Genomic DNA, 25957 nt, shown 5'->3' on the forward strand with positions numbered 1-25957 from the left:
AGTGTGTTTAAAAATTATTATAAATTATTACCTAGATAAGCATATTGTGTGCCATTTTTAAACTGATGAGCTTTCACCAGGCCTGGTTAAGGGTTTAACTTAAATACACCAAAGTTGGCCGGTTGATCAAAATGAAGGGTTTGTTGGGATATGGGGTGCGTCAATGTCAAACTTTTGGCGTGCAATAAAAGGCGATTTGCTTGGCCTAGTGCAATGGGATCGGCGTATAAGTTATCGCCTAAAATGGGGTGGCCAAGTGCTTTCATGTGCACTCTAAGTTGATGCGAACGTCCTGTAATGGGGGTGAGTTCTACCCAAAATGCAGTGCAAGTAGCATTGGTCAAATCAAACTGTTTTAAGGTGTTCCAGTAGGTTTGTGCGTCTTTACCCCAGGTAAAGTCTACTATTTGGCGAGGACGACGCTCCCAGTCGCAGCGCATGGGTAAGCGTATTTGTCCGTGCGATTGACTGGGCAGACCAGCGCAAACGGCGTGATAGGTTTTTTGGTTTGGCGGGTTTCAAATTGCCAGCTTAAATGGCGATGTGTTTCAGGATTTAATGCCAATACCATAATCCCCGATGTGTCCATGTCTAAGCGATGAACAATTTTAGCGCTCGGATAATGCGGGTGCAAATGTGTGAGCAAGCACTCTTGATTTTCAGGGCTGCGACCCGCAACCGACAGCAATCCGCTGGGTTTATTAATCACCAGTATGTTGCTATCGCTCCATAAAACCCAATCGTCCGAAAAAGAAAATTTAAGCGGGTGGATAGAGGGCGCTTTTAGCGAGGAGGGCGTGGCATTGAGAGGTGCGTGCATTTTAAAGAGTAGCCTTATAGAATGGCTTTACATTTTAATCTAAGGAGTGGGTCTATGGCTAAGAAAGTGGCGGTATTATTTGTGTGCTTGGGCAATATTTGCCGTTCGCCGACAGCGCACGGTGTGTTTAGACAGTTGGTGCTTAATCAAGGGTTGAATGAGCGCATTCAAATTGACTCAGCCGGAACAGCAGCCTATCACGTAGGAAAAGCCCCAGACAGTCGTTCAACATTGGTGGCAAAAGAGCGTGGCATAGACATGAGCGATTTACGTGCTCGTAAAGTCGATTTTGGGGATTTTATTGAATATGATTATATTTTGGCGATGGATGAGGCGAATTTTAATCATTTAAAGGCCATGGCACTGCCTGAGCATTATTCTAAAATTAAGCTGTTTTTAGACTACAGTCAAGAGTTTGAAGAGCGCGAAGTGCCAGACCCATATTATGGCGGAGCAACTGGGTTTGACCACGTTTTTGATTTGGTAGAATCGGCGTCTAAGGGTTTACTGGCGCATATTAAGCAGCAGAATTTGTAAGGATATAGTAATAAGAGCGTGGGATTTTTAATGCCATAAACACAAAAAGCACCCTGGGGTGCTTTTTGTGTTTATGGCTGGTTAAAAAACCTTACTGGTTATTTGATGGCTCATTGTTAACAATGTGCACACCAGAGGTTTCATCTTCGCTTTCGCCTTCTTTACGACGGCGATTACGCGGTCTTCTAGAGGGACGAGTTTTTCTAGGGCGACGACTTGGTTCTGCAGTGGCATCGGCAGTCGTATCGGCAGTAGTTTCATCTTGTTGCACAGCCGCCGTTAAAGGCACTTCTTGACGGTTGTCGTCATGGTGCTGCACATCTGCGATGGGCTCTTGCGGCGCATCGCTTATTTGCTGCAATTCCATTTGAAAAAGCACAGGCGCTGATTCAATGCTGGAATGAGCCGGTTCGTTAATAACAGGAGCCATTTCTATTTGAACGTCGGCTTGTGTGTCAGTGTTAACATCGGCACGAACATCGGTTGATACTAATACGGTTTGAACAGAAGGCGTTTCAGCCATGTCTGTAACCGGTTCGGTGGTGGTGCTCATTTCAGCGTGAGTGTCTTTTACCACTTCTTGAGCCACTTCTTGAACGGTTTCTTGAGCAGGTTCTTGAATAATAGGTTGCTCTATGGGTTGCTCAACGATGTCTAAAATACGTTCTACCACACGCTCAACAGGTGTTTCGATGATGGTTTTGGTTTCAGCAATTGATCCAGGCATCGCTTCAGTCGCAGTGTTTACATCAGATTCTAGCGGTAACTGAGCACTAAACGTCGCTAAGGTGTTGGCTGCAATCAGTTGTTGCGCTTCGTCTGAGGCAGGGTGCGGCGAATCAATCGACATGTTTTCAGCACCATCAGGCGCACGACGACGACTGTTGTACGAACGAGTGTTGTAACGACTACGACGTTTTTGCGCTGGACGACGGCCTTGATTGCCTTCGGTGTCTTCACTGTCATCGCTCATTACTGGTGCGTCTTCAACGCTCAGGTCAGAGGCCAGTCCGTCTACAGCCAGCTCTAGGTCGCCTGGACGGTTTTCGCGTGGCTCACGACGATTACGGTTACTGGAACGCGAACGGTTAGGCTTTCTTTGACCTTCTGCTCCAGACTCATCGGTTCTGTCGTTTCTGCTTGTGTCTTGAACCGCCTCGTTCAAGTTTAGTTCAGACGTTTCGGCTGTCTCAGGGGGACGGCGACGGCTGTTACTATTATTACTGTTGCGGCGACTATTTTGTGAGCGGTTACCACGTCGTTCGTCGTTTTGGCTACGGCTTGAACGGCCGTTTGAGCGACGAATGGCTGGTTCAACCACGGCTTCTTCTTGTGTTTCAGGTTTGCTAAATAACGCTTTCCAAACACGTTTGAACAGGCCTGGTTTAGCCGGTTCAGTTATCTGTGGCACAACACTGACTACTGGCGCAGGTGGTGCAGATTGCTGTACGTTTTGTACGGCAGGCTCTTCTTTAATGATTTTTTGACGGGCTCGTGCTGATGTTCCAGTTCGGGCATTACCATCTCTTTGACTTCGTAACTGGCGCTCACCGGCATCTCTTCGCCATGACGGGTACGATCCATGATGTACTGTGGAGTTTCGAGATGCTCATTGGGTACAATTAAGACGTGTAGATTGTGACGGTCTTCTACCTTAATAATTTGATTACGTTTTTCATTTAATAAAAACGTTGCTACGTCGACGGGCAGCTGAATGGTCACGCGGCGGGTGTTTTCTTTCATGCTTTCTTCTTCAAGCAAGCGCAAGATAGACAGGCCAAGCGATTCTACGCCACGAATGACCCCAACGCCTTTGCAACGTGGGCAAACAATTTGTGTGGATTCGTCAATAGAAGGGCGCAGTCTTTGACGTGACATTTCAAGTAAACCAAAGCGAGATATTTTACCTATTTGCACGCGTGCGCGATCCGACTTAACGGCATCGCGCATTTTGTTTTCAACGTCGCGCTGGTGCTTATTAGATTGCATGTCAATAAAGTCAATGACCACTAAACCGCCTAGGTCGCGTAAACGCAATTGGCGAGCAATTTCACACGCCGCTTCCATGTTGGTGTGAAACGCAGTTTCTTCAATGTCGCCACCTTTGGTAGAGCGACTTGAGTTAATGTCAATGGCCGTCAGGGCTTCGGTTATGTCAATAACAATGACACCCCCCGATGGCAAAACTACTTCACGTTGATAAGCGGATTCAATTTGAGATTCGATTTGAAAGCGTGTAAATAGCGGGATTTTGTCTTGATAAGGCTTAACCTTATATACCTGTTGCGGCATTACGTGCTGAATAAATTCACGGGCTTTATGAAACGTGTCCATATCATCGATGATGATTTCGCCAATGTCTTGACGTAAATAATCTCGTATGGCCAAGATGACAATGTCCGATTCTTGATGAATTAAAAACGGTGCAGCTTTGCTATTAGTGGCTTGTTGAATGGAGCTCCATAATTGAACTAGGTAATCCACGCCCCATTGCAGTTCTTCGGTGCTTTTTCCTACACCGGCGGTGCGAATGATTAATCCCATGCCATCTGGAGTTTGTAAATCGCGCAGAGTATCACGAATGTCGGTGCGCTCGTCGCCTTCGATACGACGTGAAATGCCGCCCGCTTTGGGGTTGTTTGGCATCATCACCACATAAGGACCTGCTAGGGTAATTTGTGTGGTTAAGGCCGCACCTTTGTTGCCGCGTTCTTCTTTTTGCACTTGGACAATGATTTCTTGTCCTTCGGTTAAAACGTCTTTGATACTAAAGCGGCCGTTGTTGGCTTTGCCGTCCGGAAAATACTCTTCAGCGACTTCTTTGAACGGTAAAAATCCGTGACGTTCGGCGCCGTAATCAATAAATGCGGCTTCTAAACTGGGTTCTATGCGTGTGATTCGGCCTTTGTAAATATTGGCTTTTTCTTTTGGTGGTGGGGGGTTTCTACATCTAGGTCGTAGAGGGTTTGACCGTCTACTAGAGCAATGCGAATTTCTTCGGCTTGCGTGGCGTTTATCAGCATTCTTTTCATGCTATTCTCTTTTTAGTTTGCTGAGAATACGGCAATACATAAGGGCAGCACACGGCTGAGCAAGATTGCGTTACGTTTGTTAAGGCGGGTTGTTACAGCAAAATAGGCTTGGTGAATAAAAGGTCGTTTGGGCAAGAGGTGCACGCACTCTATCTTGCAAGGCAAGCTGTTAGAAGTCGTAAGTTTACCGTTAAGCGGGGTAAAGGTACGCGTCATTTAGTCTTGCAATGTCGCTTTTAATCGGGTTGCTCGTCAGTGAGCAATTGAATCGACGTGTTCGGTTCAATCAAATTTAGGTTTCTACTTTACGTAACATTGGTATCGAGCAAGCATTCTTGATTATTATGGTTTTTGATGCTTGCTCTAGCCTTCAGAGTCGTCGTTGTACGCGAGTCTGTTTTAAACAAAACGTGGGCTTTATCGCTTTACCGTAGCGTTAACCAAGCGTCTTACAACCACGAGCAACTCAACTAATTATGAGTTGGGGTTTGCAGTTTGATTAACTTACTAGGCACGGTTTAATAGAGTGTTTTTGGTCTATATTAAATGGCGTGATTAGGCTGGTCTTGTATTGATGTATTCTGCAGAGTTTTATTTAACCCTTTAAACACACCTTAACTATTCACAAACAAAATAAAAATAATGGGGAATATCGGTGGGGTTTAAAGGGCGGGGTTTTGTCAAAAATTCTGGGACGTTTTAGGAAAATCAGCTATTTTGGCTGTTTAATCGTAACGTTAACACCGCTTAAAATTTAAGCATCGCAAATATAACACTCAATTTGCCCTCTTGCAATGACATATTACGCCTAGCCATGTAAACTTAGCCAAATTTAAGAGCTGAGCCAATTCAAACCAAGTAATGCATTGTAAAAAGTGTAGCCAGTTCATGCCGTACATTCAATAATACATGCGTTTGCTAATACGTTATAACCAAGAGAAGCACACTGATGATTCCCCCTAAAGCCCAATTAATTGAGGTGACCGAAGAAGATGCCGGTCAACGCGTCGATAATTTTTTAATGCGCCATCTGCGTAAAGCACCTAGAACCCTGATTTATCGGATTGTGCGCAAGGGCGAGGTGCGGGTTAATAAAGGTCGAGTGCAGGCCAGTACCCGTTTAAAAAATGGCGATGTGGTGCGCATACCGCCAGTGTTTATGCCCGAAAAAGACGTGGTGCTCGAAAGCGATATTCCACACAGTGAAATGCAGCGCATTGAAGAGCATATTTTGTATGAAGATAAAGACTTAATGGTGGTTAATAAACCGTCGGGTGTGGCGGTGCATGGCGGCAGTGGTTTAAGTTGGGGTTTGATTGAGATGCTTCGTCTTCTGCGCCCTTTGGCTAAGCGTTTAGAGTTGGTGCATCGCATTGATCGTGATACATCAGGCTGTTTGTTAATTGCTAAAAAGGCGTCGGTGTTAAAAAATTTACACGAGCAAATTAGAGAAGATAAGCTGGATAAACGCTATTTGGCCATCGTCACCGGTCATTGGCCAAAAGGTATGGCTAAGGTTGATTTGCCCCTGCGCAAGGATACTTTGCCAGACGGCGGTTGGAATGTGTGTGTGGCGCAAAACGGCAAGCCCGCAGTGAGTTACTTTACGGTAGAGCGCAGATTAAAAGGTTCTGATTTGGTGTCGGTTAAATTAAAGACTGGTCGAACCCATCAAATTAGGGTGCACGCGCTGTCGCAAGGTTGTGCGTTGCTGGGGGACGATAAGTATGGCGATCGAGCCGTTAACAAACAGTATCGTCCTATGGGGATGAAGCGTTTGGCGTTGCACGCGCAATTTTTAGGGTTTACTCATCCCGTTACTGAGCAGTGGATGTTAATGGAAGCGCCGTTGTGGCCAGATTTTAAACACATTATTGACGTATTGGCGGAATAATTATGCATGACATGAGTAAGGTGCAAAAAAAATACAAGCTGGTTATTTTTGACTGGGACGGTACTTTAATGGATTCGGAGATGCGAATAGTGGCTTCGATTCAAGCGGCCGCTGCACACTGCGGGCTGCCTGTATTGTCGCACCATGAGTCTAAGCAAATTATTGGTTTGAGTTTGGATAAAGCCATACTGGGGCTGTACCCCAGTGCATCAGGTGAGCAGGTTGAGCAGATGAGTGCTGCGTACAGTCAGCATTTTTTGGAAGAGTCATTGGTGGAAATGGTTCCCTTTTCGGGGGCAGAGTCACTGTTGTTTAGCTTAAGGCAGCAAGGTGTTAAGTTGGCTGTGGCCACGGGTAAAAGTCGTCGTGGTTTAGATCAGGTGTTGAGTCAGTGTGGTTTTGGTGGGTATTTTGACATTACGCGCACTCCGCACGAATCGGCATCAAAACCCGATCCGCTTATGTTGCAACAGATTTTAATGCACTTAAATATCGCGGTGAGTGATGCGGTGATGGTGGGTGATACATCGTTTGATTTGCAGATGGCTCAATCCATTAATATGGATGCGATTGCCTTGGGGCATGGTGTACATGAACTCGATGTTTTGGCGGCGTTTAATCCTGTGGTGCAATGCGACGATTTGCATCAATTGCACGCTTGGCTAATGGCTCGGCTTTAACATTTTAGGTTTTTAAAGTTTTAAGGTTTAGAAAGCGTATTGCCTTCCTTGCTAAGCGACTCGCCTAATCAACCAGGCCTGGTAGGGTGGGTGGTGTAGTTTATTTTTATGGCGCGGCATTATAAAGGTATGGCAGTTCATAACCCATTTTTAAGAAAATGCTGGTGAGTTCAATGAGCGGCAAGCCAATTAATGCGTTGGGATCGGTGCTGTTAATCGCGCTAAATAATGTAATGCCTAAACCTTCTGATTTAAAACTGCCCGCACAATTTAACGGTTGTTCGAGTGCTATATAGTTATGAATAACCGAGTCGCTTAAGTGTCTAAAGTGCACATCGGTTTGGTCTAGCGCTTGGAAGGTTTGCTGAGTATGAGTGTTGATGACCACCAGGCCTGTGTAAAAGGTAATGACCTGGCCGCTAAATTGTTTTAATTGAGCAAATGCATTTTCAGGTGTGTGGGGCTTGCCAATGGCTTGATCATTAAATACAGCGCATTGGTCAGACGCAATAATAATATGGTGCGAAAAGTCTTGAGTAAGCGCCTGTGCTTTTTGCAGTGATAGTCGCATAACCATGGCGTTAGGCGTTTCGTTGGGCAAAGGGGTTTCATTAATATTGGGGCTGGCTTGCACAAAATTAAGATGCAGCTTTGACAATAATTGTTTACGAAAAATGGAGCTCGAACCCAAAACAATGTTAGGCATGTTGCCGCTAAGCGTCTTATGTAATGGGTTGTTTGGTGGCTGTGGGTTGGTGATTGACATGTGTGTTGGGTCATCCTATGGTGGCGAGTCTAACGCTTGTTTGGCTTAACTTATTTGGTTTGGATTAGGTGGTCGGGGATAAATTAGGCGCTAAGTTCTATAAAAAGAAACCTTAAGAAAGTGCTAAAACAGTCGCCTTATCAAAAGGTTGCGGTGTCAATGAGATTTAAGGTCGCCAGTGTATTTGCTGCGTAAACCAGATTAGCAAAAAAGTAGACATATTTTCATGAAAAATAAGCGGTTTTTTTGACTTCACTGCATGATACGAGTATTATTCGCCGCTATGTTTGACAAGCTCCCTGAACTGATCGACCCAATCTACTCGGTAAACCATAATAAACACTTTGTGGGACGAGTCAACCAAGCACGTTTAAAACGCTTGGCAGATATGGTTTTGTCTGCAGATCGTGAGGTTGAGGTTCAGTTAGATTTTTATTATGACAGGGCGTTGCGATTTCCAGCCTTTGTTATGAAGTTAAAAACCAATTTGAATTTGCAATGCCAACGTTCCCTAAAGCCGTTTGACTATGCTGTTGAAACAGAAGTTAAAGGTATCTTTACTGAATCGATGGCGTTGATAGATGATTTACCCGCCGATATTGAGGTATACGATCTTGAGGGTGGAAAAGTTTCCCCCCTTGGGTGGATAGAAGATGAACTCTTATTGTGTGTGCCAATCGCACCGATTGATGAGCAAAACTCTATGGATTATGAAAATGATTCGATTCCCGATGTTGTTGCGAAAGAAACAGTGCTTCAAGAAGAAGCGTTTAAAAAACCCAATCCGTTTGCAGTTTTGCAAGGGTTAAAGAAATAAAAGATTTTATATTTAGGAGAAGCTCATGGCCGTTCAAAAGAGTCGTAAAACCCCTTCAAGACGTGGTATGCGTCGTTCACACGATGCGTTAAGCGCACCAACATTAACCGTTGATGAAACTACGGGTGAAGTTCACCGTCGTCACCATGTAACGGCTGATGGTTATTACAAAGGCAAAAAAGTCGTTCAAGATAAGGCGTAACAGCTCTTGTCTATTAACATTGCCATTGATGCAATGGGCGGTGATCACGGAATCCGTGTTACCGTCCCCGCATCGCTTGATGCGTTAACCGCATTTTCAGACATTCACATTATTTTGGTTGGCAAAGAAGACCTTATTAATGCTGAACTCTCTAAACATTCCTATGATTCCTCCCGTCTTACGGTTCAACACGCTGATGAAGTGGTTGAAATGGACGACCTACCCTCTAAAGCTTTGCGTATTAAACGTAACTCATCCATGCGAATTGCCTTAAATCTAGTAAAAGATGATCTTGCCCAGGCTTGCGTTAGTGCGGGTAATACTGGCGCTTTAATGGCGGTGGCCAAGTTTGTTTTAAAAACTTTGCCGGGAATTGATCGTCCTGCCATCTGTACGGCTATGCCCACCATAAAAGGCCATGTGCACATGCTTGATTTGGGCGCAAACGTTGGATGCAGTGGTCAAAATTTGGCGCAGTTTGCAATAATGGGTTCTGTGTTAGCGGGCGCCATGGATGATAATTTGAGTCCACGAGTTGGCTTGTTAAACATTGGTGAAGAGGAAATTAAAGGACACCAACGTATTAAGGATGCGCACGTTATTTTACGTGCATCTGACATTAACTACATTGGCTATGTTGAGGGCGATGATATTTTTAAGGGTAATACCGATGTGGTTGCCTGTGATGGTTTTGATGGCAATATTGCATTAAAAGCCAGTGAAGGTGTTGCCAAAATGATCTCTTTTTATTTAAAAGAGGCCTTTACTCGTAACATCTTTACTAAATTTATTGCGTTATTGGCATACCCAGTCCTTAAGTCTTTTAAAAACAAGGTAGACCCTCGTCGATACAATGGAGCATCTTTATTAGGGTTGCGTAAAATTGTCATTAAAAGTCATGGCGGTGCAGATCAATTTGGTTATTTTTACGCCATCGCTGAAGCTCGTTTAGAAGTCTCTAAAAATGTACCTGAACGCATCGCTGCAGAAGTTGCAAAATTATTGATAATAAAAGACAAAGTTCAATTGGCAGATGATTTAAGCACACCATTACCTGCTTCCAATCCTCTAACGGCTGTTGCTAGTTAAGGTTGTCGTCTGCTTTAACCTTTTCCTCCCTCCCAGATAAAAGAGTGGTCATGAATCAAAAAATATACAGTCGAATTATTGGAACAGGTGGGTATTTACCCGAAAAAATTCTGACCAATCTTGAACTTGAAAAATTGGTTGATACCAGCGATGAATGGATACGTGAACGTACGGGTATTGAGCAACGTCACATAGCCGCCGAAGGTCAAACCACTTGTGATTTGGCCGAAATAGCCTCAAGACGCGCACTTGACATGGCGGGTGTTGAAGCCAGTCAAATCGATTTAATTATTGTCGCTACTACAACGCCCGATAAGATTTTTCCAAGTACGGCCTGCTTATTACAGCAACGTTTAGCGATTCATGGTTGCCCAGCTTTTGATGTACAAGCCGTGTGTTCTGGTTTTATTTATGCTTTAAGCGTGGCTGACCAGTTTATTAAAACCGGCATGTCTAAATGTGTCTTGGTGGTGGGTGCAGAAACCCTATCGCGCATTACCAATTGGCAAGATCGCAACACATGTGTGTTGTTTGGTGATGGCGCCGGTGCTGTATTGTTACAGGCATCTGAACAGCCGGGTATTTTGTCTACCCATATTCATGCTGATGGCGAGTTTGAAGAGTTATTGCACGTGCCATCAGGCCCGTCTAAACTTCCCAAAAGTGATGATATTTCTGAGCGCACAATGGCAATGAAAGGTAATGAGGTTTTTAAAATAGCGGTCAATACACTGAGTAAAATCGCTATCGAGACACTCGAAGCCAATCAGATGCAAAAAGAAGACGTTGATTGGCTGGTTCCGCATCAGGCCAATTTAAGAATAATTTTGGCTACGGCAAAGAAATTAAAGCTAACCGATGAGCAAACGGTGATTACCGTGCACAAGCACGCTAATACTTCAAGCGCATCTGTGCCGTTGGCGTTGGACGAGGCCATTAGAGATGGTCGGATTCAACGTGGCCATACCTTGTTGCTTGAAGCGTTTGGTGGTGGATTTACGTGGGGCTCAGCTCTCATTAAATATTGAGACTACGATTCTTATGTCGGTACTGAGTTTTTATACCGCGTAGCAAATTTTGTAAAGGGTGTTATTCATGTCGTATGCATTTGTTTTTCCTGGCCAGGGGTCACAATCAGTTGGAATGTTAAATGAGTTGGCGCAACTAAACCCAGTGGTTAAAGAAGTGTTTGCCGAATCATCAGATGTTTTGGGCTTTGATCTTTGGGATGTGGTGCAAAACGATACGGCGGGTGTGTTAAACCAAACGGACGTGACGCAACCGGCTATGTTGGCCGCAGGCATTGCTGTGTATCGCAGTTTAGCCGCGTTAAAACCATTAAATCCTAAGTTTATGGCAGGCCATTCGTTGGGTGAATACACCGCAATGGTGGCCGCAGGTGTAATGACCTTGGCGCAAGGCATTGAATTAGTGGCTGAGCGAGGTCGTTTAATGCAGCACGCCGTACCTGCTGGGCAGGGTGCTATGGCCGCTGTATTAGGATTAGACGATGCTCAAGTAGTTGAGGTTTGTAAAAGCGCATCTGGCCTGGTTGAGGCCGTTAATTTTAATTCACCCGGTCAAGTGGTGATAGCGGGCGAAAAATCTGCAGTAGAATCGGCCATGTTGCTGATGACGCAGGCAGGCGCGTCGCGAGTTGTGCCGTTACCCGTAAGTGTGCCATCGCATTGTTCTTTAATGAAACCTGCGGCTGAAAAATTAGCCGAAAAGCTGGCCGGTATGACATTTGAATTGCCTAGCGTACCGGTTTTGCATAACGTTAATGCTTCTACTGCCAGTTCGGTGGATGACATTAAAGCGTTATTAGTTCAGCAATTGTATTGTCCAGTCCAGTGGGTACAAACGGTGCATGCTATGAAGCTGCAAGGGGTTGATTCTTTGTTGGAGTTAGGGCCAGGTAAAGTGTTATCTGGCTTAAATCGTCGCATTGATCGCGCTATGGGTATGCATGCGGTGTTTGATCAGAAGAGTTTAGAAAAAGCGCTTGAATTGATATAAGTGTTTGAGTGAATTGACCCGTTTTAAAAAATATCCCTGTAAAACGATTTTGACTGAATTGAAATAAGGTAAAAACCATGATGTTATCTGGAAAAGTTGCATTTGTCACCGGCGCAAGTCGTGGAATTGGTAAGGCAATTGCCTTGGATTTGGCGGCGCACGGAGCAGTGGTAATCGGTACAGCTACCACCGAAGCCGGTGCACAAAGTATTAGTGACTATTTAATGCAAGCCGGTGCCCAAGGCGCTGGAAAGTGCCTTAATGTAACCAACGCACAGATGATTAACGATGTGCTCGATGAGGTAACACAGACTTTTGGTGTGCCTACCATTTTAGTGAATAATGCCGGAATTACCCGAGATAATTTATTAATGCGCATGAAAGACGATGAGTGGGATGACATCATTCAAACCAATTTAAGCTCGGTGTTTAGAATGAGCAAAGCTTGTTTGCGTGGGATGATGAAAGCCAAGGGTGGTCGCATTATAAACATCGCCTCGGTAGTGGGTGTTATGGGCAACGCTGGGCAAACCAATTACGCGGCCGCTAAAGCGGGCATTATGGGCTTTAGTAAGTCATTGGCGCGCGAGGTGGGTTCACGTAACATTACGGTAAACACCATTGCTCCTGGCTTTATTGACACCGACATGACGCGCGCACTCCCAGAAGAGCAGCGCGCAGCATTAACCCAACAAATTCCGCTCAACCGGTTAGGCAGTGCAGAGGATATTGCACAGTGCGTGACGTTTTTAGCCGGTGATGGTGGTGCATATATTACTGGGCAAACGTTAAACGTTAACGGTGGTATGTACATGATTTAAGGCAGAATTAGGCATTTTAGACATAGGCTTTTTAACCCTTGTTAATAAAGCCTTTAAACAAGATGCTTGATTAAGCTTGAAAAACCCCTTAGAAAGAGCGAAAATACGCTCATTCTGAAAAACGAATTTTTATCATAAAAAACTGGAGAATTCCATGAGCGGTATCGAAGAACGCGTAAAGAAAATTGTTGTTGAGCAACTGGGTGTAGAAGAAGATCAGGTAACGCCCGATGCTTCTTTTGTAGATGATTTAGGAGCGGATTCTCTTGACACAGTTGAGCTAGTAATGGCTTTGGAAGAAGAGTTTGATTGTGAAATTCCAGATGAAGAAGCTGAAAAGATTTCTACATTAGCGCAAGCAACTGCTTACGTTGAAGCGAACATTGGTTAATTAGTAGCTTAGGCTAAAGGTCAACCAATTACAGTAGAGAATACTGAATAAAAAGCCGTACTCATTACGGCTTTTTTTTTATAAAAATCTAGAAAGACATTAAGTTACGTGTCATCGTGTTAACGCGTCAAAGTCTTTAAATATCGTGAGGGTGCTATTTTGTCTAAACGTCGTGTGGTAATAACTGGGTTAGGGGTTTTGTCGCCTGTAGGGTTAACGGTTGCCGAAACCTGGCAAAATTTATTGGCCGGTAAAAGTGGCATTGACACCCTTACCAAGTTTAATACCGACACTTTTTCGGTAAAGTTTGGCGGTGTGCTTAAAGGCTTTGATGCCTTGCAATACATCAGTGCAAAAGAAGCTAAAAAGATGGATCCGTTTATTCATTACGGTATTGCCGCAGGCACACAAGCCATTTTAGACTCTGGTTTAGAGGTTACCGAGCAAAATGCCACCCGCATTGGTGTATCAATTGGTTCGGGTATTGGCGGTATTGGCTCAATAGAAGCCCAGCATCAAGCCCTTATTAATGGTGGGCCGCGTAAAGTGTCGCCATTTTTTGTGCCCAGTGCGATTATTAATATGATTTCGGGCAATCTTTCGATTATGTTTGGTCTTAAAGGTCCTAATATGGCGATTGGCACGGCTTGTGCAACCGGAACGCACAGTATTGGTGACGCAGCGCGCATGATTGAGTACGGCGATGTTGATGTAATGATTGCCGGTGGTGCCGAATACGCCACCACTGAGTTGGGCTTGGCGGGGTTTGCCGCAGCACGAGCTTTGTCTACGCGTAACGACAATCCTCAAGCCGCCAGCCGTCCTTGGGACAAAGACCGCGATGGTTTTGTCCTGAGCGATGGTGCGGGCGCGGTGGTGCTTGAAGAGTACGAGCACGCTAAAGCGCGCGGCGCAAAAATGTACGCTGAGGTGTTGGGGTTTGGTATGAGTGGCGACGCCTATCACATGACCTTGCCTGCCGCTGGGGGCGAGGGCGCGGCGCGTTGTATGGCATTGGCCTTGCATAATGCTAAGTTAGACCGCAGTCAAATTAATTACATTAACGCGCACGGTACCTCAACCCCTGCGGGCGACTTATGCGAAACCAGCGCAGTTAAAAGCACGTTTGGTGCCCATGCTTACCATTTAACCATGAGCTCAACCAAGTCTATGACCGGTCACTCCTTGGGTGCGGCGGGTGCGATGGAAGCGGTGTTTACCGCTTTGGCATTAAAAGAGCAAAAACTACCACCCACTATTAACTTAGAAAACCCGCAAGAAGGCTGTGATTTAGATTACGTGGCTTTAGAGGCGCGTGATGCCAAAATTGATTATGCCTTATCCAATTCATTTGGATTTGGTGGCACAAACGCAACTTTAGTTCTTGGGCGTATTTAACGCGTTTTTTATGAATGCCCATGTATGGAAACTGCTAAAACCATGAAAGACACGAGTACTTCTGCTTGGTTTGTGACCAGGCCTGTTGACATTATAGGCCGTGATAAGTCAGGAGCAGATGCGCTTGCAACCCTTGATTTAGTCAAGCTGCATCAGCTTAATCCTGTGCGTTATCCATTTTTACTAGAAAGTGTTGCAAAAGGTAGTTTAGGGCAGTTTGATGTCCTGATGGCGTATCCACAGCAGTCTTTACAGCTTAACGCAATCGAGGATGCCGCCAGCTTTATAAGCGCGTTTGAAACACAATGGCGCACTCATAAAATCGATGCGAATTCTTTAGCCGATTACCAACATATGCGCCAGACCCAGTTGGGCGATTTGCCTTTTTTTGGCGGTTGGTTTGCCTATTTTAGTTACGACTACGCACAAGTGGTTGAACCGGTGTTGACTCTGCCGCGGGCGGTATTTCCATTGGCCAATTTAACACGTGTTCCTGCGGCCATTATTATTGACCATAGAACCGCTCAAATCACCTTGGTGGCAGAGGTCGAATTTGCTCATACGTTAGAGCAGATGCACTCCGATATTTTACAGGTTATGGCCACCGCAGGGGACGACAGCCCAGCCCCTCAAGTTCAAAGACAGACTGAAGAGCCTGAAGATAAATATTTGCAGGGTGTAAGCGCTATAAAAGAGTATATTTTAGCCGGTGATGTATTTCAGGCTAATTTATCACGTCAGTGGACGGTCGATTTAACCTCTCAATCTAATTATATGGCCGTGTATAAGGCATTACGAACGCATAACCCGGCACCTTTTGCCTCGTTAGTGTGTTTGTGCGATGCTCAAAATACACCTTGGCAAATCATTAGTTCATCGCCCGAGCGTTTGGTTAAGTACCAAGCACCGTGGGTTGAGACTCGTCCCATTGCGGGTACGCGGCGACGCAGTGCTAATGTAGAAGACGATAAGGCGCTCATGGCTGAATTAATTTCACACCCTAAAGAACGCGCCGAACACATTATGCTTATTGATTTAGAGCGCAATGACTTAGGACGTATTTGTCGACCTGGTACGGTTGAGGTCAATGAATTGATGGTGGTTGAAACTTACGAGCATGTCCACCATATTGTGTCTAACGTGCGCGGCCAATTGCAAGACGGCTTAACACCGTTGGACATTGTGCATGCTCTGTTTCCTGGGGGCACTATTACGGGGTGCCCTAAAATTAGGTGTATGCAAATTATTGCAGAGCTTGAGCAAATGCCGCGCGAAGCGTATACCGGTTCGTTGGGCTATATCAATCGGGACGGTTCAATGGATTTAAATATTTTGATTAGAACCATGATGATGCAAGAGCGCGATGGTGTTCCCTCGGTGCAATTTAGAGCCGGAGCCGGAATTGTGGCCGACTCAGAAGCTCAAAGCGAACTCACTGAAACCCGTCATAAAGCCAAAGGCTTGGTAAATGCCTTGGTGCCGACTTTACTATTCACCGATGCTAACCCTTCGTAAACGATGCCTCAATTACAAGCACATCACGCTACTCAACATCAATCGTTTCACCAGGCCTGGTTAAATGGTCAAGTTTGTCATACTGTGTCTGTTCACGATCGTGGGTTATTGTATGGTGATGGTTTTTTTACCACTATGTTGGCGCATCATTTAAGCGTGTTTAATTGGGCTGGGCATTGGGCTCGGTTGCAGTTTTCTGCTCAGCGTTTGGGGTTTGCTCCGTTAGATCAAGAGGCACTTTGGCAATATATTAGTACGGCTTTACGCGCCGCGTCCGAGCATACGCCACAGCGCACTTGGATTATTAAACTGCTTATTACCCGTGGAGAGTGTGCTCAAGGAGGGCGCGGTTACCAAGTGCCCAAACACGCACAACCGCGCTGTTTAGTTTTTGTAAGTGCCGCACCACTGCAATGTGATTTAAACTTGGCGTTACCCCGTCAAACGGCTATAACGTTAGGTGTGTCTCCAATTGAGTCCTCTGTGCAAAGCCAGTTGGCCGGGGTAAAACATTTAAATCGGTTGGATAACGTGCTGGCGCGAACGCAACTAGCGCAATCGTTAGCCGATTCTTCTGGTACCCGTGATGCGTTAACAGAGTTTAAAGTGGACGACGTTCTCATGCTCAACGCCTTAGGGTATGTGGTGTGCAGTACGCAAGCCAATGTGTTTATGCTCAAAGACAACGTGCTTTACACCCCAAAACTCAATAAAAGTGGGGTGTTGGGCACCACGCGTGAGGTATTGTTAACGTTGGCAAACGGATTACCAAGTCGGCTTTATATGGCTAAGCACGCGATGGAGATTGATTTAACCTTACATGACTTAGGCCAAGCCGATGAGTTGTTTTTGGCAAACGCCGTTCGCGGCATTGTGCCTGTAAGCTGTTTAATGGATGACATCACGAATCTAAACGCCATTGATAATGCCCATACACCTAACATTAAAACCTTTACCACCAAGTCGCGTGAGCAGATTCACCAGGCCTGGTCAGATTGGCAAGTATCGAACGCCAAGTCTGTACACGAATAGTTCACCATAACGAAACAATACCATTAAAAAATTGGACTCCTTATGACCAAGACGGTTAAACCTGCCAAGCCTAGTGCTCGCGTTAGTGGCGCTAAGCACGCCCCTCGAGCGGCCGTTTCTCACGCTGTTCGCAGCAATACGCGCGGGCGAACGGCGCAGGCCGAACAGGCTCAGCATGAGCCCCAACGCAGTTTTGTGCGTAAGCTTAAACTTTTTATGGTGGCGTTGGTGGCGTTGGCTGTTGTTGCTTCCGCTTTGGTTTTTTGGCAGTTTAAGCAGTTTGTAAGCGCGCCTATTTCGCAACACAGCACGGTTTTAGACTTTGAGATTGTGGCCGGCAGTTCGGCCACTAAAGTGGCTTATCAACTGCACGAAAAAGGTTACTTAAGTGCCCCAAAATGGTTTTTGTGGTATTTAAACTATCAAGACAAGCCAGGACAAATTAAGGCCGGCGAAGTTAAGATTTACCCCTACTGGACGGTTGACCAACTGATTGAACAATTGCTTAATGGCAAGGTCATTCAATATCCCGCCACGCTCATTGCCGGGCAAACCATCGAACAGACTTTGCGTACCATACAAGCATTGCCAAAAATACAAAAACAGCTCGATTTAAGCCAACCTAAAGAGGTATTACGTCGTTTAAGCATCGATTTGAACCATTACGAACGTTACCCTTATGCGGCAATTGAAGGGTGGTTTTTACCCGAAACGTATTATTACAAAGCGGGTGACAGTGATCTAGATATTGCTATGCGCGCGCACCACGCTATGCGCGATGTATTAGACCAAGCATGGCAAAATCGTCAAAAAGATTTACCCATCAAAACCCCCTATGAGGCGTTAATTTTAGCCTCGATTGTCGAAAAAGAGACCGGCGTGGCTAGGGAACGTGGCGAAATTGCTGGGGTATTTGTAAACCGCATTCAAAAAAATATGCGCTTACAAACTGACCCAACGGTTATTTACGGCATAGGTCAAGGGTATGACGGCAATATTCGCAAAGTCGATTTGCAAGCCAATACCCCTTACAACACATACAGAATAGACGGTTTACCGCCCACACCCATTGCATTGCCTAGCAAAGAGGCCATAGAAGCGGTGATGCAACCGACCAAAACTCAAAATCTGTTTTTTGTAGCCAAAGGCGGCGGCGAACACCATTTTTCGACCACGTTAGACGAGCATAATAACGCCGTTAATCGCTACATTTTAGGCAAATAAAATGCCCAAACGAAGCAAAACGAATCAAAATGATTCATAAGGAGTTGAGATGATTGGTCAATTTATCACCCTAGAAGGCACCGAAGGCGCGGGTAAATCAACCAACTTAGCGTTTATTGAGCAATGGTTGCACCTGCAGGGCATTGACGCGATTGTCACGCGCGAGCCGGGAGGCACCGCCATTGGTGAGGCGATTCGTCAGGTGTTGCTTAATCCCGAATTTACCCAAATGCAAGCCGACACCGAGCTGTTGTTGATGTTTGCGGCGCGCGCGCAACACCTGCAAGAAAAATCTTGCCCGCTTTGGCGCAAGGCAAATGGGTGGTGTCGGATCGTTTTACCGACGCGTCTTACGCTTACCAAGGTGCGGCACGTGGGATGCCGTTTGAGCGCATTGCACACATTGAACACTGGGTGCAACAAGGGTTTATGCCGCACGCCACGTTTGTCTTTGACCTGCCCATCGAGATTGGCATGGCACGTGTGGCCGCGCGCGGTGGCCAAGTGGATCGGTTTGAGTCGGAGCAACGCGCCTTTTTTGAACGCGTGCGTGGCGCCTACTTAACCCGAGCGGCCGCGCATCCCACACGTTACAAAGTGTTGGATGCCAGCCTGCCACTCAGCGCAGTACAAGCCGAAATTGACGCGCATTTACACCAACTATTAAATCAAGCACGTAGCCTATGAGCGCCATTTTGTCAGACATGCCGTGGCTGGCGCCGCAATGGACGCAATGGTTGCAGTTGTCTGAACGTTTGGGGCACGCCTATTTGCTATCGGGCCCTAAAGGCATTGGTTTAGAACGTTTTGTGGCGCACATCGCCCAAACGGCGTTGTGTTTGTCGCCCCAAAATCATGAGGGGTGCGGGGTCTGCAAAGGCTGTCATTTGTTTAAGACCGCACAACACCCGGATTTTTATACGTTAGGGTGTTTAGAGGACAAAAAAGAGATTGGGGTTGATCAAGTGCGCGGATTAATGAGCAAGCTCAATGAAACCTCGCACCAAGGCGGCTACAAAGTCATTTGGATTGACGGGGTTGGGCGTATGAACGCCTCGGCCTTTAATGCCTTACTTAAAACGTTAGAAGAGCCCGCATCGGGCACGCTGTTTTTGCTCACCACCCACCAAATGGGTCGTTTGCCGGCCACCATTAAAAGTCGCTGTCAAAGCCTGGCGTTTGGCACGCCGCCTTTGCCGCAGTCGATGGCTTGGTTGCAGGCGCGCTTGCCGCAAATCGATTTGGCTTTGATAAAGCGTGCGCTTCGGGTCTGTTGGGGCTCGCCTTTAGCGGCGCAAGCGTGGATAGAAGGCGGTGAGTTTGCCCAAGACACCCAGTGGAACGACGGTATAAAAAGCCTGATGAATGGGCATAAAACCGTGTCAGAGGTGGTAAAACCGTGGCTTAAATGGCCACAGCCCGAAGCGGTGTTTGACTATTTTTATTTGTGGAGCGTGTCCAGCCTGCGCCAAGCCTCCTACAACACCGATGCGGTGTTTAGCCAGCCACGCCACCAGGTGCAAAATCAGGTGCAAAATCAGTTACGTTTTCAACAAGCGGTGTTGCAAGCCAAACAGGCCTGGTTAGGCAACGCCAATAAAGAGTTGGTATTAGAAACCCTTTGTTTGGAATGGTTGCGCATCGCACACACCAGCGCGCCACTGCAGACGGCATTTGCCTCAAAATTAATCAAAGGAACCTTGCCATGATTGTTGACTCGCATTGCCATTTAAATATTTTGCCGGTCGAACAGGTCGGAACAGTCGACGAGGTGCTGGCCAAAGCGCACGAGTTAGGCGTTGAGCGGTTATTATGCGTGGCCATTAACCCGCAACAATGGTCCGAGGTGATTGCGTTAGCCGAACGCCATCCGCAAGTGTACGCGGCCATTGGCGTGCATCCGTGCGAAGCGCCTGACGTGGTGGTCAGCGACGCCGAATTAATCGCTGTGGCTTCGCACCCCAAGGTGATTGCGATTGGTGAGGTAGGGTTAGATTACTTTCACTTTAATGCCAATGGTGATGAAGACATGGAGTGGCAACACGCCCGTTTTAAACAGCATATTGCGGTGGCCAAGCAGTTAAATAAGCCGTTGATTATTCACACCCGCAACTCAACCCCCGACTGTTTGGCTATTTTGGCCGAGCAAAATGCCCAAGAAGTCGGTGGCATTATGCACTGTTTTGTAGAGGACTTGGTCACCGCAGAGCAGGCTATGGCGCTTAATTTTTACATTTCGTTTTCGGGTATTGTGACCTTTAAAAATGCCACCGACCTTAAAGCGGTCGCTAAAGCCGTTCCGCTTGAACGCCTATTGGTCGAAACCGACGCACCTTATTTAGCCCCCATGCCGTATCGTGGTAAAACCAATCAACCCGGTTACACCCGTTACGTGGTCGAAGAAATTGCGCGTTTAAAAGGGCTGTCGTTTGATGAGGTGGCGCAGGCCACCACTGCAAATTTTAATCGTTTATTTAAGTTGGAGTTGTAATATGCGTCCTGTCGCGTCTTCAGCGGGTTCACCAGGCCTGGTTAAAAAGGTGGTGGCTTTGTCCGAACGCTCTTACACGTGGGAGCGCATTTTTGAATTGGTGGTGCGCCATAAAGCGGCGTTAATTAAAGCGCATATTATCGCCTTTTTAGCCGTGCTAATGACCGTGCCGCTGCCCATGTTGTTGCCGTTTTTGGTCGACGAAGTGCTGCTGGATAAACCTGGATTTATTGTCGGGTTTTTAAACACCCTGGTTACACCCGAGTGGCATGGTGCGATTTACTACATTGTCGCCATCACCCTGATTACCATTGTTTTGCGGTTGTTTGGACTGGTGTTTGGCGTGTGGCAAATGCAGCAATTTACCGTGATTTCAAAAGAGGTGACGTTTCAAATTAGGCGCGATTTACTGGCGCGCGTGCAAGGCGTGGCCATGGCGCAATACGAAACCATGGGCAGTGGCAGTGTGTCGGCCACCATGGTAAACGACGTCAACACCATTGATAACTTTTTAGGCACCACCGTAGGCAAGCTGATTATTGCCGTGTTTAGTTTGGTGGGCATGACCGCCATTTTGCTTTGGTTGCACTGGCAACTGGCACTGTTTATTGTGTTGATGAACCCCATTGTGATCTACTTTACAATGCGCATGGGGCGTAAGGTTAAAACCCTTAAAAAAGACGAAAACTCAGCGATGGATGCGTTTCAACAATCGCTGACCGAAACCTTAGACGCATTACAACAAGTGCGTGCGGCCAATCAAGACAGCTCATTTTTTGACCGAATTAGAGGCAAAGCCAAAGCCATTCGCCACCATTCCGAAGCCTTTACCTGGAAGAGCGATGCGGCGAGCCGTTTTTCGTTTATGATTTTTTTAGTCGGCTTTGATATTTTTAGAGGTGCCGGCATGCTCATGGTGGTGTTTGCCGACCTGTCCATTGGTGAGATGATTGCCGTGTTTGGGTACCTGTGGTTTATGATGGGACCGGTGCAAGAAATCTTGGCCATTCAATACAGTTACAGTGCCGCCAGTGGCGCGTTGCAACGGGTTAACGAAGTGTTGGACTTGCAACAAGAACCCGCCTATCCACAAACCGTTAATCCGTTTGTGGGTAACCAGGCCGTTGGCGGGGTGAGCGTGGCGGTGAAAGACCTGGCGTTTCACTACCCCGGTAAAACCGATTTGGTGCTTAATCACCTTAACTTTGAAATAAAACCGGGCGAAAAACTCGCCCTGGTGGGGGCGAGCGGCGGTGGCAAAACCACCTTGGTGCAACTGCTATTGGGCTTTTACGAGGCCAGCTCGGGCAAAGTGTTGTACAACGATTGCCCCATTGAACTCATTGGTCAATCGGTGGTGCGTACCCATGTGGCTACGGTGCTGCAAGCACCGGTGTTGTTTCACCAAACCATTCGCTTTAACTTAACCTTGGGGCAACCCATGAGCGACGAGGCCTTGTGGCACGCCCTGAGTTTGGCGCAGTTAACCGATACCGTTAAAAAACTCGACCTGCAATTGGAGTCGATTGTGGGACGCAACGGCATTAAACTATCGGGTGGGCAACGCCAGCGCTTGGCCATTGCGCGCATGATTTTGCAAGACCCCAAAGTGGTGATTATGGACGAGGCCACGTCGGCGCTGGACATGGAAACCGAGCGCCAGTTGTATTTGGCACTCGCGCCGTTTTTAGAAAATCGTACCACGCTGATTGTGGCGCACCGTTTAAGTTCTATTCGCCAAGCAGATCGTATTTTGGTGTTTGAAGACGGTCATATTATTGAAAGCGGCAGCCACGAAGACTTATTAGCGCAACAAGGCACGTACCATAAGTTGTATCGTTGACCGCAGGTTGTTAAGTCTTAAAACCTTTTAAACCTTTAAGCCACTTTGACCAGGCCTGGTCAAATGTGGTATTTTACGCGATTAAATTTTTTACCTTTACCCAAAGTTTTCCCAAGGAGGGCATGTGTCAATAGGTCAAGCAGAGGTGGCATATATTTCTCGTTTAAGCGCCATTCAGGTCAATCCCAGTGAGGTTGATGAGGTGGCGCATAAACTTTCGAACATTTTAGAGTTGTTTTCGCAATTGCAGGCCGCCAACACGCAAGGCGTTGAACCCATGGCGCACCCGTTAGACCAAATGCAGCGCTTACGTGCCGATGTGGTCACTGAAACCAATCAACGTCAAAAATTTCAAGCCATTGCCCCCAGCGCGCAAGACGGCTTGTATTTAGTTCCCCAAGTGATTGAATGAGAGCCCTATGCATACCCTAACGTTAAAACAGATGAGCCAAAAACTGCACAGCGGTGAGATTACCAGCGTGCAACTGACCCAGCATTATCTTGACCGCATTAGCGCATTTGACCCAACCCTTAACGCCTTTATTAGCGTAACGCCTGAGTTGGCTTTGTCCATGGCAGCGGACGCCGACAAAAAATTAGCCGCCGGCCAGGGCGAGTTTTTAACTGGGATTCCGGTCGCGCACAAAGACATTTTTTGCACCGACGGCGTTAAAACCTCGTGCGCCTCTAAAATGTTAGACAACTTTATTGCCCCCTACAACGCCCACGTCGTGGAGCTGTTAAACCAGATTGGCATGCCCATTTTAGGCAAAACCAATATGGACGAATTTGCCATGGGCTCATCAAGCGAAAGCAGTTATTACGGCCCTACGTTAAATCCGTGGGATCATCAAGCCGTACCCGGTGGTTCGTCGGGTGGCGCGGCCGCGGTGATTGCCGCCGGTTTAGCGCCCTTAGCCACGGGCACCGACACGGGCGGCTCTATTAGACAGCCGGCGGCGTTTTGTGGCATTACCGGTATTAAACCGACTTACGGTGCAGTGTCACGTTTTGGCATTATTGCCTATGCCTCTAGTTTTGATCAAGCCGGCCCTATGACGCGCTCGGCCGAAGACGCCGCCTGGTTGCTAAGCGCCATGGCGGGGTTTGATGCGCGCGACTCCACCAGTTTAGAACGCCCTAAAGACGATTACACCACCCAGCTTAATCAGTCGTTAAACGGCCTTAAAGTCGGTGTGCCGGCCGAATACTTTGGCGAAGGTCTTGACCCTGCGGTTGAAACCCAGGTTAAAAACGCCATTGCTGAAATCGAAAAATTGGGCGCGCAGATTGTTACGGTGCATTTGCCCAACAAAGATTTGGCCGTGCCTGCGTACTACGTGTTGGCGCCGGCAGAAGCCTCGTCTAACCTGTCGCGTTTTGATGGCGTGCGCTATGGCTACCGCGCAAAAGACCCAGTTGATTTACAAGATTTATACCGCCGTTCGCGCGCCGAAGGCTTTGGTGCCGAAGTAAAACGCCGCATTATGGTGGGCGCGTACGCGTTGTCGGCCGGATATTACGATGCGTATTACGTTAAAGCCCAGCAATTACGCCGCATGGTCAGCGACGATTTTAAGCGTGCTTTTGAACAATGCGACGTGATTATGGGGCCTGTTGCCCCCACGCCCGCGTTTAATTTGGGCGAAAAAACCGACGACCCAACCAGCATGTATTTAGCCGATTTGTACACTATTCCGGTGAATTTAGCCGGTTTGCCGGCCATGTCGATACCTGCGGGGTTTGTACAAGGTCGTCCAGTGGGATTGCATTTGGTGGGGCCGTATTTTAGCGAGTCTAAATTGCTTAATATTGCGCACCAATATCAGCAGGTCACCGATTGGCACACTAAAATGCCAGCGCAATATAAATAATTATTGCCATCGTTATCGCCATAAAAGCAGTCATCAAAATTTTGAGTAGGAAAACACCATGAGTTGGGAAGTCGTCATCGGTTTAGAAATACACGCGCAATTAACCACGCAATCTAAAATTTTTTCGGGGGCGTCCATAGCCTATGGCGCAGAGCCCAATACCCAGGCCTGCGCCATTGATTTGGCTATGCCGGGTATGTTGCCGGTGTTAAATCAAGCGGTCATTGGCAAGTCCATTTTATTGGGTTTGGCGCTGGAGGCCGAAATTGGCCGTAAATCGGTGTTTGACCGCAAAAACTATTTTTACCCCGATTTGCCTAAAGGCTACCAAACCTCACAATTTAATTTTCCGATTGTCGGTAAAGGGCGGTTAGAAATTGAAGTCGATGGCGTTAAAAAAGTCATTGGCGTAACCCGCGCGCATCTTGAAGAAGACGCCGGTAAGTCGATTCACGGCGCTGTGACTGGGCAAACCGGGGTCGATTTAAACCGAGCCGGCACACCGTTGCTTGAAATTGTCTCGGACCCCGACATGTCTTCGGCGCAAGAGGCGGTGGCGTACGCCAAAAAAATGCACGAACTGGTGCAGTATTTGGGCATTTGCGATGGCAATATGCAAGAAGGCTCGTTTAGGGTCGATTCAAACGTGTCGGTGCGTCGCCCTGGCGAGCCTTTGGGCACACGTGCCGAGCTTAAAAACATCAACTCGTTTAAGTTTATTGAAAAAGCCATCGAAATTGAAATTGAACGCCAAATAGACATTTTAGAAAGCGGCGGCAAAGTGGTGCAAGAAACCCGTTTGTACGACGCCGAAAAGAACATCACCCGTTCTATGCGCACCAAAGAAGAAGCCAACGACTACCGTTATTTTCCGTGCCCCGATTTACTGCCGGTGATGATTACCCAAGCCGATATTGACGCGATACGCGCCACCATGCCCGAACTGCCTGCCGCCAAACGCGACCGTTTTGTGAGCCAGTTTGGCTTAAGCGAATACGACGCCACTCAGCTTACCAGCAGCCGCGCCATGGCCGAATACTTTGAAAACTTGTTGGCTAAAACCGATGCCAAAGACCCTAAGTTATGCGCTAATTGGATGTTGGCTGGGTTTTCAGCCGCGTTAAATCGCGATGGGTTAGACGTGGCGCAAGCGCCGGTGAGCACCGAACAGTTTGCCGGTTTAATCGGCCGAATTTTAGACAATACGCTGTCGGGCAAAATTGCCAAACAGGTGTTTGATGCCATGTGGGCGGGCGAGGGTTCGGCCGACGACATTATTGAGGCCAAAGGCCTAAAACAGATTACCGACAGCAGCGCCATTGAGGCCTTGGTGGACGAGGTGTTGGCCAATAATCCTAATCAGGTGGCGGCCTTTAAAGCTGGGCAAGAAAAAATGTTGGGTTATTTTGTCGGGCAAATTATGAAGGTGTCGGGTGGGCAAGCCAACCCAGCGCAAGTGAATCAAATTTTGTTGAGCAAGTTAAGCTAAGCAAGCTAAGCTAACGTAAGTTA

At 47.0% G+C, this 25957-nt stretch carries 24 protein-coding genes and 2 pseudogenes; 21 read left to right on the forward strand and 5 right to left on the reverse strand.

Annotation, left to right across the window (positions count from 1 at the left end):
* Nucleotides 1-86 precede the first annotated feature (86 nt).
* Nucleotides 87-820 (reverse strand): annotated as a pseudogene (locus EP181_RS12780) (RluA family pseudouridine synthase).
* A gap of 54 nt (nt 821-874) precedes the next feature.
* On the opposite strand from EP181_RS12780, the gene EP181_RS02930 reads away from it, so the two are divergent.
* The gene (locus EP181_RS02930; RefSeq protein ID WP_127470331.1) at nt 875-1357 is read left to right on the forward strand and encodes a low molecular weight protein-tyrosine-phosphatase; all 483 of its coding nucleotides are present in this window, start codon (nt 875-877) and stop codon (nt 1355-1357) included.
* A gap of 91 nt (nt 1358-1448) precedes the next feature.
* Here EP181_RS02930 and EP181_RS12200 read toward each other — a convergent pair whose 3' ends face one another.
* From EP181_RS12200 to EP181_RS12210, 3 genes are read right to left on the reverse strand one after another with little or no spacing between them, the layout of a single operon-like run.
* Entirely contained in the window at nt 1449-2768 is a 1320-nt protein-coding gene (locus EP181_RS12200) for a hypothetical protein (RefSeq protein ID WP_127470332.1), read from the reverse strand.
* 8 nt (nt 2769-2776) lie between these two features.
* Complete coding sequence (locus EP181_RS12205; protein WP_338064750.1) at nt 2777-4270, reverse strand: Rne/Rng family ribonuclease; 1494 nt, start codon at nt 4268-4270, stop codon at nt 2777-2779.
* A complete protein-coding gene (locus tag EP181_RS12210) occupies nt 4243-4389 on the reverse strand; it encodes a hypothetical protein (RefSeq protein WP_232023490.1) in 147 nt (48 codons plus the stop codon). Before EP181_RS12210 ends, EP181_RS12205 begins: the two co-directional genes overlap by 28 nt.
* 949 nt (nt 4390-5338) lie before the next feature.
* Here EP181_RS12210 and EP181_RS02945 point away from each other — a divergent pair.
* Together EP181_RS02945 and EP181_RS02950 are read left to right on the forward strand one after the other, a co-directional pair.
* On the forward strand, nt 5339-6283 hold the full coding sequence (locus EP181_RS02945; protein ID WP_127470333.1) for an RluA family pseudouridine synthase: 945 nt from the start codon (nt 5339-5341) through the stop codon (nt 6281-6283).
* Between the two features lie 2 nt (nt 6284-6285).
* The gene (locus EP181_RS02950; protein WP_232023491.1) at nt 6286-6963 is read left to right on the forward strand and encodes an HAD-IA family hydrolase; all 678 of its coding nucleotides are present in this window, start codon (nt 6286-6288) and stop codon (nt 6961-6963) included.
* 106 nt (nt 6964-7069) lie between these two features.
* Here the strand turns inward: EP181_RS02950 and EP181_RS02955 are convergent, their stop codons facing one another.
* Complete coding sequence (locus tag EP181_RS02955) at nt 7070-7729, reverse strand: Maf family protein (protein ID WP_232023492.1); 660 nt, start codon at nt 7727-7729, stop codon at nt 7070-7072.
* A 283-nt stretch (nt 7730-8012) separates the two neighbouring features.
* On the opposite strand from EP181_RS02955, the gene EP181_RS02960 reads away from it, so the two are divergent.
* The 18 genes and pseudogenes from EP181_RS02960 (at nt 8013) to gatB (ending at nt 25934) form a co-directional block, all read left to right on the forward strand.
* Nucleotides 8013-8546 carry a YceD family protein gene (locus tag EP181_RS02960; protein WP_172959677.1) on the forward strand — a complete coding sequence of 178 codons (534 nt, stop codon included), beginning with the start codon at nt 8013-8015 and terminating at the stop codon, nt 8544-8546.
* 25 nt (nt 8547-8571) lie between these two features.
* Nucleotides 8572-8748, forward strand: coding sequence for a 50S ribosomal protein L32 (gene rpmF, locus EP181_RS02965; protein ID WP_127470335.1), 177 nt, complete (start codon nt 8572-8574; stop codon nt 8746-8748).
* A 6-nt stretch (nt 8749-8754) separates the two neighbouring features.
* The gene (gene plsX / locus EP181_RS02970; RefSeq protein WP_127470336.1) at nt 8755-9837 is read left to right on the forward strand and encodes a phosphate acyltransferase PlsX; all 1083 of its coding nucleotides are present in this window, start codon (nt 8755-8757) and stop codon (nt 9835-9837) included.
* A 50-nt stretch (nt 9838-9887) separates the two neighbouring features.
* Nucleotides 9888-10865 (forward strand): beta-ketoacyl-ACP synthase III, encoded by a 978-nt coding sequence (locus EP181_RS02975; protein ID WP_127470337.1) that lies wholly within the window; start codon nt 9888-9890, stop codon nt 10863-10865.
* A 67-nt stretch (nt 10866-10932) separates the two neighbouring features.
* On the forward strand, nt 10933-11856 hold the full coding sequence (gene fabD, locus EP181_RS02980) for an ACP S-malonyltransferase (protein WP_127470338.1): 924 nt from the start codon (nt 10933-10935) through the stop codon (nt 11854-11856).
* A gap of 80 nt (nt 11857-11936) precedes the next feature.
* Nucleotides 11937-12677: a 3-oxoacyl-ACP reductase FabG gene (fabG, locus tag EP181_RS02985; protein WP_127471745.1), complete on the forward strand. Its 741-nt coding sequence runs from the start codon at nt 11937-11939 to the stop codon at nt 12675-12677.
* A 154-nt stretch (nt 12678-12831) separates the two neighbouring features.
* Nucleotides 12832-13068, forward strand: coding sequence for an acyl carrier protein (gene acpP, locus EP181_RS02990; RefSeq protein WP_127470339.1), 237 nt, complete (start codon nt 12832-12834; stop codon nt 13066-13068).
* A gap of 159 nt (nt 13069-13227) precedes the next feature.
* Nucleotides 13228-14466 carry a beta-ketoacyl-ACP synthase II gene (gene fabF / locus EP181_RS02995; RefSeq protein ID WP_127470340.1) on the forward strand — a complete coding sequence of 413 codons (1239 nt, stop codon included), beginning with the start codon at nt 13228-13230 and terminating at the stop codon, nt 14464-14466.
* Between the two features lie 24 nt (nt 14467-14490).
* Nucleotides 14491-15981: an aminodeoxychorismate synthase component I gene (locus EP181_RS03000; protein WP_232023493.1), complete on the forward strand. Its 1491-nt coding sequence runs from the start codon at nt 14491-14493 to the stop codon at nt 15979-15981.
* Nucleotides 15982-15984: 3 nt separating this feature from the next.
* Nucleotides 15985-17013 (forward strand): aminodeoxychorismate lyase, encoded by a 1029-nt coding sequence (pabC, locus tag EP181_RS03005; protein WP_127470341.1) that lies wholly within the window; start codon nt 15985-15987, stop codon nt 17011-17013.
* Nucleotides 17014-17055: 42 nt separating this feature from the next.
* A complete protein-coding gene (mltG, locus tag EP181_RS03010; protein WP_232023494.1) occupies nt 17056-18237 on the forward strand; it encodes an endolytic transglycosylase MltG in 1182 nt (393 codons plus the stop codon).
* 49 nt (nt 18238-18286) lie between these two features.
* Nucleotides 18287-18924 (forward strand): annotated as a pseudogene (tmk, locus tag EP181_RS03015) (dTMP kinase).
* Nucleotides 18921-19946, forward strand: coding sequence for a DNA polymerase III subunit delta' (holB, locus tag EP181_RS03020; RefSeq protein ID WP_127470342.1), 1026 nt, complete (start codon nt 18921-18923; stop codon nt 19944-19946). The pseudogene tmk and the gene holB overlap by 4 nt, the downstream one beginning before the upstream one ends.
* A complete protein-coding gene (locus tag EP181_RS03025; RefSeq protein WP_127470343.1) occupies nt 19943-20728 on the forward strand; it encodes a TatD family hydrolase in 786 nt (261 codons plus the stop codon). The genes holB and EP181_RS03025 overlap by 4 nt, the downstream gene beginning before the upstream one ends.
* A gap of 1 nt (nt 20729) precedes the next feature.
* Nucleotides 20730-22571 (forward strand): ABC transporter ATP-binding protein, encoded by a 1842-nt coding sequence (locus tag EP181_RS03030; RefSeq protein WP_127470344.1) that lies wholly within the window; start codon nt 20730-20732, stop codon nt 22569-22571.
* A 124-nt stretch (nt 22572-22695) separates the two neighbouring features.
* Complete coding sequence (gene gatC / locus EP181_RS03035) at nt 22696-22983, forward strand: Asp-tRNA(Asn)/Glu-tRNA(Gln) amidotransferase subunit GatC (RefSeq protein ID WP_127470345.1); 288 nt, start codon at nt 22696-22698, stop codon at nt 22981-22983.
* A 7-nt stretch (nt 22984-22990) separates the two neighbouring features.
* On the forward strand, nt 22991-24445 hold the full coding sequence (gene gatA / locus EP181_RS03040; RefSeq protein ID WP_127470346.1) for an Asp-tRNA(Asn)/Glu-tRNA(Gln) amidotransferase subunit GatA: 1455 nt from the start codon (nt 22991-22993) through the stop codon (nt 24443-24445).
* Nucleotides 24446-24503: 58 nt separating this feature from the next.
* Complete coding sequence (gatB, locus tag EP181_RS03045; RefSeq protein ID WP_127470347.1) at nt 24504-25934, forward strand: Asp-tRNA(Asn)/Glu-tRNA(Gln) amidotransferase subunit GatB; 1431 nt, start codon at nt 24504-24506, stop codon at nt 25932-25934.
* The last annotated feature ends 23 nt before the right edge of the window (nt 25935-25957 follow it).

The sequence above is a fragment of the Thiomicrorhabdus aquaedulcis genome (assembly GCF_004001325.1).
Taxonomy (GTDB): domain Bacteria; phylum Pseudomonadota; class Gammaproteobacteria; order Thiomicrospirales; family Thiomicrospiraceae; genus Thiomicrorhabdus; species Thiomicrorhabdus aquaedulcis.